Origin of the sequence: Ramlibacter sp., from assembly GCF_041916345.1 — a bacterium.
GTDB lineage: Bacteria > Pseudomonadota > Gammaproteobacteria > Burkholderiales > Burkholderiaceae_C > Ramlibacter.
The window spans coordinates 45,392-57,757 of sequence record NZ_JAYRZR010000016.1 but is presented as its reverse complement, the minus strand read 5'-3'; the positions used below and the strand labels follow the sequence as shown (position 1 = coordinate 57,757).

At 69.8% G+C, this 12,366-nt stretch carries 13 protein-coding genes; 4 read left to right on the top strand and 9 right to left on the bottom strand.

Annotation, left to right across the window (positions count from 1 at the left end; all coding sequences use genetic code 11):
• Positions 1-135 precede the first annotated feature (135 nt).
• From ACE3T5_RS07025 to ACE3T5_RS06985, 9 genes are all read right to left on the bottom strand, one after another.
• Positions 136-759 (bottom strand): VOC family protein, encoded by a 624-nt coding sequence (locus tag ACE3T5_RS07025; protein ID WP_374665891.1) that lies wholly within the window; start codon positions 757-759, stop codon positions 136-138.
• A gap of 39 nt (positions 760-798) precedes the next feature.
• The gene (locus tag ACE3T5_RS07020) at positions 799-1,122 is read right to left on the bottom strand and encodes a 2Fe-2S iron-sulfur cluster-binding protein (protein WP_374665889.1); all 324 of its coding nucleotides are present in this window, start codon (positions 1,120-1,122) and stop codon (positions 799-801) included.
• Between the two features lie 63 nt (positions 1,123-1,185).
• The gene (locus tag ACE3T5_RS07015) at positions 1,186-2,229 is read right to left on the bottom strand and encodes a branched-chain amino acid ABC transporter permease (protein WP_374665887.1); all 1,044 of its coding nucleotides are present in this window, start codon (positions 2,227-2,229) and stop codon (positions 1,186-1,188) included.
• A 2-nt stretch (positions 2,230-2,231) separates the two neighbouring features.
• A complete protein-coding gene (locus ACE3T5_RS07010; protein ID WP_374665885.1) occupies positions 2,232-3,101 on the bottom strand; it encodes a branched-chain amino acid ABC transporter permease in 870 nt (289 codons plus the stop codon).
• A gap of 13 nt (positions 3,102-3,114) precedes the next feature.
• Entirely contained in the window at positions 3,115-3,831 is a 717-nt protein-coding gene (locus ACE3T5_RS07005; RefSeq protein WP_374665883.1) for an ABC transporter ATP-binding protein, read from the bottom strand.
• Positions 3,831-4,622, bottom strand: a complete 792-nt coding sequence (locus ACE3T5_RS07000; RefSeq protein ID WP_374665880.1) for an ABC transporter ATP-binding protein — start codon at positions 4,620-4,622, stop codon at positions 3,831-3,833. The genes ACE3T5_RS07005 and ACE3T5_RS07000 overlap by 1 nt, the downstream gene beginning before the upstream one ends.
• A gap of 189 nt (positions 4,623-4,811) precedes the next feature.
• Positions 4,812-6,110 carry a TRAP transporter large permease gene (locus tag ACE3T5_RS06995; protein WP_374665878.1) on the bottom strand — a complete coding sequence of 433 codons (1,299 nt, stop codon included), beginning with the start codon at positions 6,108-6,110 and terminating at the stop codon, positions 4,812-4,814.
• The gene (locus tag ACE3T5_RS06990; RefSeq protein ID WP_374665876.1) at positions 6,107-6,628 is read right to left on the bottom strand and encodes a TRAP transporter small permease; all 522 of its coding nucleotides are present in this window, start codon (positions 6,626-6,628) and stop codon (positions 6,107-6,109) included. The genes ACE3T5_RS06995 and ACE3T5_RS06990 overlap by 4 nt, the downstream gene beginning before the upstream one ends.
• A gap of 9 nt (positions 6,629-6,637) precedes the next feature.
• Positions 6,638-7,675 (bottom strand): TRAP transporter substrate-binding protein, encoded by a 1,038-nt coding sequence (locus ACE3T5_RS06985; protein ID WP_374665874.1) that lies wholly within the window; start codon positions 7,673-7,675, stop codon positions 6,638-6,640.
• A 140-nt stretch (positions 7,676-7,815) separates the two neighbouring features.
• On the opposite strand from ACE3T5_RS06985, the gene ACE3T5_RS06980 reads away from it, so the two are divergent.
• From ACE3T5_RS06980 to ACE3T5_RS06965, 4 genes are read left to right on the top strand one after another with little or no spacing between them, the layout of a single operon-like run.
• A complete protein-coding gene (locus ACE3T5_RS06980) occupies positions 7,816-9,045 on the top strand; it encodes a cytochrome P450 (RefSeq protein WP_374665872.1) in 1,230 nt (409 codons plus the stop codon).
• Positions 9,046-9,064: 19 nt separating this feature from the next.
• On the top strand, positions 9,065-10,759 hold the full coding sequence (locus ACE3T5_RS06975) for an FAD-dependent oxidoreductase (protein ID WP_374665870.1): 1,695 nt from the start codon (positions 9,065-9,067) through the stop codon (positions 10,757-10,759).
• Positions 10,756-11,595, top strand: coding sequence for an SDR family NAD(P)-dependent oxidoreductase (locus tag ACE3T5_RS06970; protein ID WP_374665868.1), 840 nt, complete (start codon positions 10,756-10,758; stop codon positions 11,593-11,595). The genes ACE3T5_RS06975 and ACE3T5_RS06970 overlap by 4 nt, the downstream gene beginning before the upstream one ends.
• A 20-nt stretch (positions 11,596-11,615) precedes the next feature.
• Positions 11,616-12,359: an SDR family NAD(P)-dependent oxidoreductase gene (locus ACE3T5_RS06965; protein WP_374665866.1), complete on the top strand. Its 744-nt coding sequence runs from the start codon at positions 11,616-11,618 to the stop codon at positions 12,357-12,359.
• Positions 12,360-12,366: the final 7 nt, after the last annotated feature.

Genomic DNA, 12,366 nt, shown 5'->3' with positions numbered 1-12,366 from the left:
CCTGCTACCCGGCGCTCCGACGCCTACCGGGACGGGACTCTCACCCGCTGGACATGCGCAGCATGCAGCAGCACCACCTCGCCCCTGCGGGTTCAGTCGCGCTTTTGCTTCGTGACGCACCATGAACGGGCCTGCTTATTGGTAGCGCTTGCGGACTTCCTTGATCATCTTCACCAGTTCCGAGGGCACGTCCTTGCCCTCGGCCTGCGCCTTGGCCTTGCAATCCAGCCAGAGCTTGAGATCGGCGTAGCCCTTGTCGGTGTGGCGGTTCCACGACTTGTCCAGCGGCGTGGTGATCTCCAGGCGGATGCCGGCCGGATCATGGAAGTAGATGGAGAGGATCAGGCCCTTGTGGTCGGTGGGGCCGATCACTTCGATGCCATTGGACTTCAGCCACTCGTACCAGCGCATCACCTCCTCGCGGTCCTTCACCTGCAACGCGATATGGTTGAAGATGTCGTAGGCGGGGTGCGTGCTCTTGGCCGGCTCGGGCACGCCCGGCGCCTCGAAGAAAGCCAGCGTGGAGCCATCGCCCATGCGGAAGAAGATGTGGAAGTACGGGATCTGGTCGCCGGTGGAAGGCACGTGGTCGTCGAACACCGTGCTGGCGAGTTCCATGCCCATGATGCGGGTGTAGAAGTCGGTCGTGGCCGCCACGTCACGCGTCACCCACGCGGCGTGGTTGAGCATGTGGGGCGTGAGGCCGGGGTTGGCGGGGGCGCCGGCCGGGGCCAGGGGGCCGGGGGCAATGGCTTGCATGCTTGGTTCTCCAGGTAAAAAAGGGGGCCGCGGCTCGCTTCAGAGCTGCGGATCGGCAATGCGCACGCGCAGGCCGGCCAGGTCATCGCTCATCACGATCTGGCAGGCCAGGCGGCTGGTGGGCTGGCGCGGCATGGCGGTGTAGTCGAGCATCTGGCGCTCGGTGTCACCGGCAGGGGGCAGGCGGTCGGCAAAGGCCTCGTCCACCACCACGTGGCAGGTGGCGCAGCTCATCACGCCGCCGCAATCGCCCACGATGCCCTCCACCCCGCTGCCGGTGGCGGCGATCATCAGGTTGGTGCCGGCGGGCACCTCGCGCTCGGTCTGGCGGCCGTCGGCGTGGACGAAGATGACGGTGGGCATGATGGAACGGAGGAATCGGTCAGTTGCGGGGATGAGGCACTGTCGCCGCTGGCGCGCCGCGTGTCAGTCCCCGCGCGGGGGACGCCGCACGGTCGCCCGCAGGCGCTGCCAGGCCGAGCGGCCGAGGCCGACGAAGCCTTGCGGCATGAGGAACATGCTGGCAATCAGGAAGGCGGCGAAGATGGCCGAGGGCGCGGACTTCGAGATCTGGTCTGCGAAGTTGGGCACGAACTGGATGAAGGCCGCGCCGAGGACTGCGCCCGAGATGGTGCCCAGGCCGCCCACCACCACGCCCACCAGCAGGAACACCGAGACGAACATGCCGAAGCTGTCGGGCGCCACGAAGGCGGTGGCCACCGCGCCCAGCGAGCCGGCCACGCCGGTGTAGAGCGAGCTGATGCCGAAGGTGGTGGCCTTGACCATCGCCACGTTCACGCCCATGGCCGAGGCCGCGATGGGCTGCTCGCGGATGGCCACGGTGGCGCGGCCCAGCCGGCCGCGCAGCAGGTTCCAGGCGATCACGAACAGCGTCACCATGACCGCCAGCACGCACAGGTACAGCCATTGATCCTGCGACAGCTTCCAGCCGAAGGGTGCGTCTGGCTTGGAGAGCACAATGCCCTGCACGCCGCCCGTCCACGCCTCCAGCGCCTTGTGCTTCAGCAGCTGCGGCGTGGCCAGGGCCAGCGCAAAGGTGGCGAGTGCCAGGTAGTGGCCCTTCAGTCGCAGCGCCGGCCAGCCGAAAGCGAAGCCGAACACGAAGCAGACCGCGGCCGAGACCGGCAGCGTGGCCCACCAGGCGAAGCCGGCCTTGTCGATCAGGATGGCGGTGGTGTAGGCCCCCAGCGCGTAGATGGCCCCATGGCCCAGCGAGAGCTGGCCGTTGTAGCCGACCAGCATGTTCAGGCCCAGCACCGCGATGGCGGTGATCAGCGTCATCGTGACCAGGAACAGGCGGTAGTCGGACAGCACCACCGGCAGCAGCAGCAGGCCGGCCATCAGCGCGGCCAGGCCGGCGCGCGCCAAGGGGCTCAGGCCGGGTTGCGCAGCCGGGTCGGGATGGGCCGGTGCCATGTCGACCCCCGCGGAAGTGAGTGTGACTGCCATGCCTAGACCCTCGCCACCAGCTTGCGGCCGAACAGGCCGGAGGGGCGCACCAGCAGCACACCCACGATCACCACCAGGGCCACCGACAGCTTCAGCTCGGTGCCCACCACATAGGTGCCGGCGAGGTTCTCCACCACGCCGACGATCAGGCCACCCGCCACCGCGCCCCAGGGGTTGTCGATGCCACCCAGCAGCGCCGCGGCGAAGGCGTAGATCAGCACGCCACCCATCATGTGCGGGTCCAGGAACACCACCGGCGCCACCAGCACACCGCCGATGGCGCCGATCAGGGCCGACAGGCCCCAGCCCAGCGAGAGCATCAGTGACACCGGGATGCCGGCCAGCCGCGCCGACACCGGGTTCTCGGCCGAGGCGCGCATCGCCAGCCCCAGCTTGGTGAAACGCAGGAAGGCGTACAGCACCCCCATCACCGAGAGCGTGACGGCGATGGTGCCCAGCTCGTGGCCCGAGATCATGGCGGTGCCCGGCACCTTCTGCGGGAACGGGCTGGGGAAGGTCTCCAGCTGATGGCCGAAGATCCAGCCCGCCAGCGAGTTGATGCCGACGAACAGGCCGATGAAGACCACGATCACCGACAGCTCGGGGGCATCCTTCAGCGGCCGCATCACGGCACGCTCGATCACGAAACCCATGACGAAGCCGAAGGCCAGCGTGAGCGCGATGGCGGCCCAGTAGGGCAGGCCCGCCTTCAGCAGCGCGAAGGCCACGAAGGTGGAGAACATCGCCATCTCGCCCTGGGCGAAGTTGATGTGGTGGGTGGACTGGTAGATCATCACCAGCGCCAGCGCAATGCAGGCGTAGATGCCGCCCATGGCGACACCGGAGACGATCTGGTGCAACAGGTTTTCCATGGCGTTCGCCTTCTCAGAAACCCAGGTAGGAGCGACGGATCTGCTCGTCGTCGCGCAGCTGGCGGGCCGTGCCGCTCATCACCGTCTGGCCGGTCTCCAGCAGCCAGGCGTGGTCCGCCAGGTCGAGCGCGCGCGCCACGTTCTGCTCCACCAGCAGGATGCTCACGCCCTCCTGCTCGTTGATGACGCGCATGATCTGGAAGATCTCGCGGATGATCAGCGGCGCCAGGCCGAACGAGGGCTCGTCCATCAGCAGCAGGCGCGGCCCCTGCATCAGCGCGCGGCTGATCGCCAGCATCTGCTGCTCCCCGCCCGAGAGCGTGCCGGCCTGCTGCTGCCGGCGCTCGCGCAGCCGCGGGAAGTAGCCGAACATGCGCTCCATGGCGGCGGCCGCCTTGGCCTTGTCGCGCTGCAGGTAGGCGCCCACCAGCAGGTTCTCTTCCACCGTCAGGTTCACCAGCGTGCCGCGGCCATCGGGCACGTGGGCCACGCCCAGCGCCGCGATCTTCTCGGTGGACAGGCCGTCGATGCGCTGCCCCGCGAAGCGGATCTCGCCCGCGGTGCGCACCAGGCCGCTCAAGGCGCGCAGCGTGGTCGTCTTGCCGGCGCCGTTGGCGCCCAGGATGGTGGTGATGCCGCCCTCGGCCACCTCGAACGAGATGCCCTTGAGCACGCGGGTGGGGCCGTAGAAGGCCTCGACGTTCTTCGCTTCCAGCAGCGGTGCGGCCATCACGCGGTCTCCGTTCCGAGATAGGCGCGCACCACCTCCGCGTCGGCCTGCACCTGCGCGGGCGGGCCGTCGGCGATCTTGCGGCCGAAGTTCATGGCCACCACCTGGTCGGACACGCGCATGACCAGGTTCAGGTGGTGCTCCACCAGCAGCACCGTCACGCGGAAGCGGTCCCGTACGTCGGCGATGAGCTGCCGCAGGCCATCCACCTCCTCGTGGTTCAGGCCGGCGGCGGGTTCGTCCAGCAGCAGCAGCTGCGGCTCCGCGATCAGCGCGCGGGCCATCTCCACGCGCTTGCGCGTGCCGAACGAGAGATTCTTCACCGGCGTGTCGGCCACGTCCTGCAGCGCCAGCAGGTCGAGCATGCGCTCGGTGTGCGCGCGCACCTCCGCCTCCTCGCGCTGCACCGACCGCAGGCGCAGCGCGTTGGCCCAGTAGCCGGTACGCGTGCGGCAGTGGCGGCCCACCTGCACGTTCTCGCGCACGGTCATGGCAGGGAACAGCGCCACGTTCTGGAAGGTGCGGCCGATGCCGGCGGCGGCGATGCCGTGCTGCGGCTTGGCCAGCAGGTCCTCGCCGTTGAAAGTGATGCGGCCAGCGTGCGGCTGGTACAGCCGGCTCAGGCAATTGAACAGCGTGGTCTTGCCCGCGCCGTTGGGCCCGATCACGCCGCAGATCTGCCCGCGCTGCACGTCGAAGCTGATGCCGTCGAGGGCCACGATGCCGCCGAACCGCACCGAGACATCGCGCACGCTCAGCAGGGGATGGGAGGAGTCGGTGACGGTGGTCATGGCGAGCAGGAGTGGAAGGCCAGTGTCGGCGGCGCGTGCGGGCGCGTCAGTCCCCTGGCGGTGGTACAGAGAGGGGGGGGCGGGCGCGAGCGGAAACGCCGGGGTTGCACCCCAGCCTACGCAAACCCGCCATCGAACCCCGCCCCGTAGGCTGGCGGTGGAGCGACAGCGAAACCCCAGCGCTCCGCCCTACTTGAACAACAGGTTCGGCAGCACCAGCGTCACCACCGGGAACACTGCCAGCAACGCCACCCGCAGCACATCCGCCACGATGAAGGGCGAGATGCCCTGGATGGTGGTGGCCAGCGACACATCCGGCGCGACCGCCTTGATCACGAACAGGTTCATGCCGATGGGCGGCGCGATCAGGCCCACCTGGCACAGCACCACCACCAGGATGCCGAACCACACCGGGTCGTAGCCCAGCCCCACCACCAGCGGAAAGAACACCGGCAGCGTGAGCAGGATCATCGACAGCTCCTCCATCAGCGCGCCCAGCACCACGTAGATGGCGATGATGATGAAGATCACCGTGATGGGCTGCAGGTCGTGCCCCTTCACCAGCTTGAGCACGGCCGTGTCGAGGCCGGTCATGTTCATGAACTCGCCGAAGATGTTGGCGCCCAGCACGATGGCGAACATCACGGCCGAGGTCTCCAGCGTCGAGAGGAAGACGTTGTAGAACTGCGCGAAGCCCAGCCGGCCGCGCACCAGCGCGAACAGGAAGCCGCCCGTGGCCCCCACGCCCGCCGCCTCGGTCGCGGTGAACAGGCCGCCATAGATGCCGCCCAGCACCACGCCGAACAGCAGGATCACCGGCCAGACGCGCCGGTACGCATCCATGCGCTCGTCGCGCGAGACGGGGTCGGCCAGCGGCGCCGAGGCCGGGTTGCGCCACACCGTCCAGCGGATAGCCGCGAAGTAGCCGAGGATGCCCAGCAGCCCGGGGATCAGCCCGGCGGCGAAGAGCTTGCCGATGTGCGTCTCGGTGGCGATGCCGTAGATCACCATGATCACGCTCGGCGGGATGATGATGCCCAGGGTGCCGCCCGCGGCCACCGAGGCCGTGGCCAGGCTGTCCGAGTAGCCGTAGCGCTTCATCGAGGGCAGCGACACCTTGCCCATGGTGTAGGCCGTCGCCACGCTGGAGCCGCAGACCGCCGCGAAGCCGCCGCAGGAGAGCACGGTGGCCAGCGCCAGGCCGCCGCGCATGCGCCCCATCAGCATCTGGGCGGCGCGGAACAGGTCCGCCGAGATGCCGGCCGCGGCGATGAGGTTGCCCATCAGCACGAACAGCGGGATCACCGACAGCGCATAGGACATGCTGCTGTCCTTGGCCGCGATCGCGATCATGCTCAGCGCCGGGGTCAGCCCCTTGAGCAGGTAGAAGCCGCCGAAGCCGACCACCGCCAGCGCGATGCCGATGGGCACGCGCACGAAGATCAGCGCCAGCGCGGCGACGAAGCCGAGGAGTCCGGGCAGGATCATTCCGGCACCTCGTCGATGGCCAGCGTGGCATGCCGGAACGGCCCGCGCGCGAAGGCCCGTGGCACCAGCGCCAGGAAGGTGAGGCTGGTCACCCCGGAGAAGCCGCAGATGAAGGCATACACGTGGCCCAAGGGAACGCCCAGCACGCCCGTGACCTCGTTGCTGGCCCAGGCCTCGCGCGCGAGGAAGCCCACGCGCCACGCCACCGCGGTGAAGACAGCGGCGCCGAGCAAGGCCGCCAGCACATGCTGGATGCGACGGGCGACGTCGGGCATCCACGAGTCGAGCAGGTCGATGCTGATGTGCAGGCCCTTCCACGACACCAGCGGATAGACCAGGAAGATCGTCGCCACCATGGCGAGTTCGATCAGTTCCGACGCGGCCGCGAGCGGCTTGTTGAAGACGGTGCGCAGGACGACGTCAACCACCGCCACCACCATCATCACGAACAGGGCGGCGCAGGCGGTGCCGCCCGCGGCGGCGGCGAGCCCGCCGCGAAGCTTGTCGATCAGGCGCACGCTGCCTTCTTACTTGCGGCCTTCGCTCTTGGCGATCTCGGCCTTCAGTTCCGTCAGCGCGGCCTCGGGGTTGGCCAGGCCGGCCTTGCGCGCCTTCTCGAACATCGCCTTCTCCATCGGCTCGAAGGCTTTCTTCATCTCGGCCACCATGGCGGGCGACGCCTCGGTGACCGTGCCGCCCTTGGCCTTGAAGGCCGCGGTGCCGTCGGCCACGCTCTTGGAGAACACGACGCCGATGCGCTCGGCGAACGGCCGCCCCGAGATCGCCTGGATGGCCTTGCGGTCGGCCTCGCTGATCTTCTTCCACGCGTCCTCGTTGATCATCACCGCCATGACGGAGCTGTAGAAGCCGCCCGGCACCACGGTGAGGTGCTTGGTGACATCCCCCAGCCGCATGCCGTTCACCTGGTCCGGCCCGGCCAGCGTGCCGTCGAGCACGCCGCCCGAGAGCAGCTCGTACAGCTCGGTGGAGGGCTTCTGCATCGGCACGGCGCCCACGGCCTTCAGGCTGTCGGCGGTGGTGGTCACCGGGCTGCGCAGCTTCATGCCGGCCAGGTCCGCCATCCTGGTCACCGGCTTCTTCGTCGTGAAGATCTGGCCGGGCGAGGTGGTGAAGACGCTCAGCACATGGGTGCCCTTGAACAGGTTCAGCGGCGCCAGGTGTTTCTCGTAGAAGTTGTAGTAGGCGGGCGCGCCCACGGTGGGGTCGGCGCTCGCCATCGGCAGCTCGCCCAGGCCGAAGACGTCGAAGCGGCCGGGGCTGTAGCCGGGCACGACGGTCACGATGTCGGCCAGGCCGTCGCGCGCCACCTCGTACTGCGTGCCGGGCGTGCCCACCACCTTGGGAAGAATCTCCAGCTTCACGCGACCGGCGGTCACCTTCTCGATCTGGTTCGCCCAGGGGATCACCACCTCGGTGTTGTAGGCGTGTTGCAGCGGCACCCAGTTGGACACCTTCAGCACGGTCTGTGCGTGGGCCGCGCCCACCAGGGCGGAGAGGCTGGCACCCAGCAGGGCGCCGCGGACGATCAGGCTCAGCTTCTTCAAGGCAGGTCTCCAGTTCACGTGAGGTGACGGATTCTCACGAGCCGCGCGCGGCTTGGGAGTCCCCCTCGACGGGGACGCAGCCAGCGTGGCACCCCATGTCCCCCGGGACGGGACAGACACCGCGCACGGTGCTGCCTACAGTGCCCCTCATCCCAATCACCGAGGTGCGCATGACCGTGCTCACGTCGCCCGCGCCGCTGGCGATCGACCCGTATGCGATGGACGTGCTGCGCCATCCGTACGACTTTCATGAGGCCCTGCGGGCCGCCGGGCCCGTGGCCGAGCTCACCGCGCACGGCGTCTATGGCGTGGGCGGCCACGCCGAGGCGCAGGAGGTGCTGAAGGACCACCGCCGCTTCAGCACCACCGGCGGCATCGGCCTGGCCGACGCGCGCAAGCCGGGTGCCCACTTCCGCCCGCTGAACCAGCTGCTGGAGGTGGACCCGCCGGATCACACGAAGCTGCGCGCAGTGGTGAACCGTCACCTCTCACCGGCCAAGGTGCGCGGCTGGCGCGCCGACATGGAACGCGACGCCGCCGCATTGGTGGAGCGCCTGCTCGACGGCCCGCGCGAGGTGGAGGCGGTGGAGCACCTGGTGGAGTCGTACATCTTCAAGGTCTTCGTCGATGCCGTGGGCGTGCGCTTCGACCGCGACGCCATCCTCGCCATCGGCGCCATGAGCTTCAACCAGAGCGGGCCGCCGAACGACCTGTATCACGAGGCCATGCGCCGCGTGCAGCCCTACCTGCAGTGGTTCGAGGACAGCCAGCAGCGCCAGCACGTGCGCGAGGGCGGCCTGGCCTGGCAGTTCTTCCTGGAGGAGGACGCCGGCACCATCGCGCCGGGCACGGCCTCGAACCTCACCCGCACGTTCGTGCGCGGCGGCATGGACTCCACCATCGCGGGCATCGGCTCCACCCTCCTGCACCTGTCGAGGCAGCCGGCGCAATGGCAATGGCTGCGCGAGGACCCTTCCCGCGCCCGGGGCGCCTTCGAGGAGGGCACGCGGATGGAGACGCCGTTCCAGGTGACGTACCGCGTCACGCTCGCCGACTGCGAGCTGGCTGGCGTGCAGTTGCAGGCCGACCGCAAGGTGGGCGTGTTCCTGGGCGCGGCCAACCGCGACCCGCGCCGCTGGGAGCGGCCGGACGACTACGACGCGCGCCGCAACACCGTGGGCCACCTGGCCTTCGGTGCCGGCGACCACAACTGCATCGGCCAGATGATGGCCCGGCTGGAGGCCGAGTGCCTGCTGGCCGCCCTGCTCGCGCGAGTCAAGGCCATCGAACCCGCGGGGGCGCCCGAGTGGCGCCCCGTCAACCAGATGCGCACGCTGGACCGCCTGCCGCTGCGGCTGGTGCCGCAATGAACCAAGGAAAGAGGACCTGATGGAAACCGACGTCATCGTCATCGGCAGCGGCGCGGCCGGCCTCACCGCCGCCATCACCGCGCGCCAGCTGGGCCTGGAGGTGCTGGTGCTGGAGAAGACCGGCCACTTCGGCGGCACCACCGCCTACTCGGGCGGCGCGCCCTGGATCCCGTGCAACCACGTGATGCAGCAGATCGGCCTGACCGACACGCGCGAGGCGGCCCAGACCTACCTGAAGGCGGTGCTGGGCGAGGCCTATGTGCCCGACCTGGTGGAGACCTACCTCGACGAGGCGCCGCGCATGCTGAAGTTCCTGGAGGATCACTCCGCGGTGCGCTTCAAGCCCTTCCCGCTGCCCGACTACGAATCGGGCCTGCCCGGCGCGGCGAAGTGCCGCTCGCTGCTGACGGTGGAGTTCGACGGCCGCCAGCTGGGCGCGCGCCTGAACGAGCTGCGCATGCCGCTGCCGCAGCTCATGCTGTTCGGCAGCATGCAGATCGAGGGCGCGGACATCCATCCGATGCGCCACGCGCTGAAGACCTGGGCCGGCTTCCGCCACACCGCGCGCGTGATGCGCCGCTTCGTGATGGACCGCCTCGTGCACGGCCGCGGCACCCGCATCGTGAACGGCAATGCGCTGGCGGCGCGCCTGTTCCATTCCGCCATCCAGTCGGGTGCGACGTTGTGGAACCACGCGCCGGCGGTGGAACTGTTGCAGAGCAATGGCGCGGTCACCGGCGTGGTGGTGCAGCGCCAGGGCCAGCGGATCAACGTGAGCGCCCGCCGCGGCGTGCTGCTGGCTTCCGGCGGCTACGGTGCCAACGAGCAGCTGCGCGCCCGCTACATCCCGATGGCGCAGCACCACCACTCGCTGCAGCCCGAGGGCAACGTGGGCGACGGCGTGCGCCTGGGCGCGGCGGTAGGCGGCTTCCATGATCCGCGCCATGCCGGCGACTGCATCTGGACGCCGGTGTCGCTGCACCGTCCGCCGGGCGGCGGTCTGGTGAAGTACCCGCACATTTTCATCGACCGCGCCATGCCGGGCTGCATCGCGGTGGACCCTTCGGGCCGCCGCTTCGTGAACGAGGGCACCTCCTACCAGACCTTCGTGGGCACCATGCATGCGCGCGGCTTCACGCGCGTGCACCTGGTGGCCAGCCGCGACTTCGTGCGCAAGTACGGCCTGGGCCTGGCGCGGCCGGCACCGTTCAGTGAGCGGCCCTATGTCGAGTCCGGCCACCTCATCGAGGCCCCCACGCTGGAGGCGCTGGCCGCGAAGATCGGCGTGCCGCCGCGCGCGCTGGTGGAGACGGTGCAGCGTTTCAACGAAGGCGCCGCGCGTGGCGAGGACCCCGAGTTCGGCAAAGGTGCCGACGCGCACTCGCGCTTCCGCGGCGACCAGACACACGGGCCGAATCCCTCAGTGGCGCCGGTGGGCGAAGGCCCCTACTACGCCCTGGCCCTGCACCCCGGCGACCTCAGCACCGTGGGCGGTCTCGCCACCAACGGCCGCGCCGAGGTGCTGGACGAAGAGGGCCGCGCGATCCCCGGTCTCTATGCGGCGGGCCTGGACATGAACTCGATCATGCGCGGCAAGTACCCGGGTGGCGGCTCCAGCATCGGGCCGGCCATGACCTTCGGCTACATCGCCGCGCAGCAGATGGCCCAGCCTCGCGTGGCGGCGCCGGTGCGCGCCCAGGAGGTGACGGCATGATGGACTACGGACTCAAGGGCGGCGTGCTCCTCATCACCGGCGGCGGCTCCGGCATCGGCCGGGCCATCGCCCTGGAAGCTGCCCGCGGCGGTGCGCACGTGGCCGTGGTGGACGCGGTGGCCGAACGCGCGCAGCAGGTTGAGGCCGAGCTGCGCGCGTTGGGCGTGCCCGCCCTGGGCCGCACGCTGGATGTGCGCGACGCCGCCGCCTGCGAGGCGACCGTGGCGGAAGTGGAAGCACTGCTCGGGCCGCTCACCGGCATGGTGGCCTGCGCCGGCATCTCGCCGCCGCAGCCCGCCGCCGTGATGGCAGACGAGATCTGGAGCCGCTGCATCGACGTCAACCTGAGCGGCATGTTCCGCTCCATCCAGCCGGTGGGCCGGCGCATGGTGGCGCGGCGCCGCGGTGCCATTGTCACCATCTCCTCGGTCGACGGCCTGGGCGGCCACGCTGGCCGCGCGCATTACAGCGCTTCCAAGCACGGCGTGATCGGCCTCACCCGCGCGCTGGCCATCGAATGGGGCCGCCATGGCGTGCGCGTGAACAGCGTGGCACCGGGCGTGGTGGACACGCCCCTGGTGCGCGCCAACCTGCCGGCCGACCATGTGCAGCACGCCATGGTGGACCGCGTGCCCCTGGGCCGCCTGGCGCGCGCCGAGGAGCAGGCGGGCCCCACGCTCTTTCTGCTGTCCGAGGGCGCGAGCTTCATCAATGGCGCGGTGCTGCCGGTGGATGGCGGCACCTCCAGCGGCTACTTCACGCGCTGGAACGGGGCCGACCTCGGCTCCCGCGCGCTGCTGGAAGCCGGTGCCTACGGCGCGCCCGACGGCGCCTGACCCTTTTCCTTCCGAACCCCATGACCATGAAGAACCACTTCGACCTGCGCGGCCAGCGCCTCTTTCTCACCGGCGCCGGCGGCGCCATCGGCGGGGCGACGGCCCGCGTCTGCGCCACGCTGGGCGCGGAGCTGTACCTGGCTGACCTGAAGGCCCCCACGGAGCTGGCGAAGGAGATCGGCGCCCGCGCCGCCTTCGCGCTGGACAACACGAAGCGCGACGACGTGAACGCGGTGGTGAAGGCGATCGGCGGCGAACTCGACGCGCTGATCGACACCAGCGGCTACTACGTCAAGGGCGACTGGATCGATGGCGGCGACGACTGGGATGCGCTCTTTGCCCGCACCATGGACATCAACGTCAAGGGCCCCACCAACCTGATCCGCGCGGTGCTTCCGGGCATGATGGAACGCCAGCGCGGCCGCATCGTGCTGACCAGTTCCATGGCGGCGCGCAACGCGGGCTCCACGCTGGCGGTGGAGCCGGCCTACGCGGCCTCCAAGGGCGCGCTGTCGGCCCTGGTGCGCTACTTCGCGCGCCAGGCCGCCGCGAGCGGCGTGGTCGTGAACGGTGTGGCGCCCGGCCCCATCCTCACGCCACTGCTGGTGTCGGCCAACCAGCCCTTCGCGCTGGACAACTACCCCATGAAGCGCTTCGGCCAGCCCGAGGAGATCGGCTGGCCCTGCGCCTTCCTCGCCTCGGCCGGGGCCACCTTCACCACCGGCGCGGTGCTGGACGTGAATGGCGGCATGTGCTTCTCGTGAGGGGCTT

Excerpts from the sequence above, each read along its gene's own strand:
- ACE3T5_RS07025 (WP_374665891.1), bottom strand. The coding sequence starts at position 759 with ATGCAAGCCATTGCCCCCGGCCCCCTGGCCCCGGCCGGCGCCCCCGCC.
- ACE3T5_RS07015 (WP_374665887.1), bottom strand. The coding sequence starts at position 2,229 with ATGGCAGTCACACTCACTTCCGCGGGGGTCGACATGGCACCGGCCCAT.
- ACE3T5_RS06975 (WP_374665870.1), top strand. The coding sequence starts at position 9,065 with ATGGAAACCGACGTCATCGTCATCGGCAGCGGCGCGGCCGGCCTCACC.
- ACE3T5_RS07010 (WP_374665885.1), bottom strand. The coding sequence starts at position 3,101 with ATGGAAAACCTGTTGCACCAGATCGTCTCCGGTGTCGCCATGGGCGGC.
- ACE3T5_RS07000 (WP_374665880.1), bottom strand. The coding sequence starts at position 4,622 with ATGACCACCGTCACCGACTCCTCCCATCCCCTGCTGAGCGTGCGCGAT.
- ACE3T5_RS07020 (WP_374665889.1), bottom strand. The coding sequence starts at position 1,122 with ATGCCCACCGTCATCTTCGTCCACGCCGACGGCCGCCAGACCGAGCGC.
- ACE3T5_RS07005 (WP_374665883.1), bottom strand. The coding sequence starts at position 3,831 with ATGGCCGCACCGCTGCTGGAAGCGAAGAACGTCGAGGCCTTCTACGGC.
- ACE3T5_RS06995 (WP_374665878.1), bottom strand. The coding sequence starts at position 6,110 with ATGATCCTGCCCGGACTCCTCGGCTTCGTCGCCGCGCTGGCGCTGATC.
- ACE3T5_RS06965 (WP_374665866.1), top strand. The coding sequence starts at position 11,616 with ATGACCATGAAGAACCACTTCGACCTGCGCGGCCAGCGCCTCTTTCTC.
- ACE3T5_RS06970 (WP_374665868.1), top strand. The coding sequence starts at position 10,756 with ATGATGGACTACGGACTCAAGGGCGGCGTGCTCCTCATCACCGGCGGC.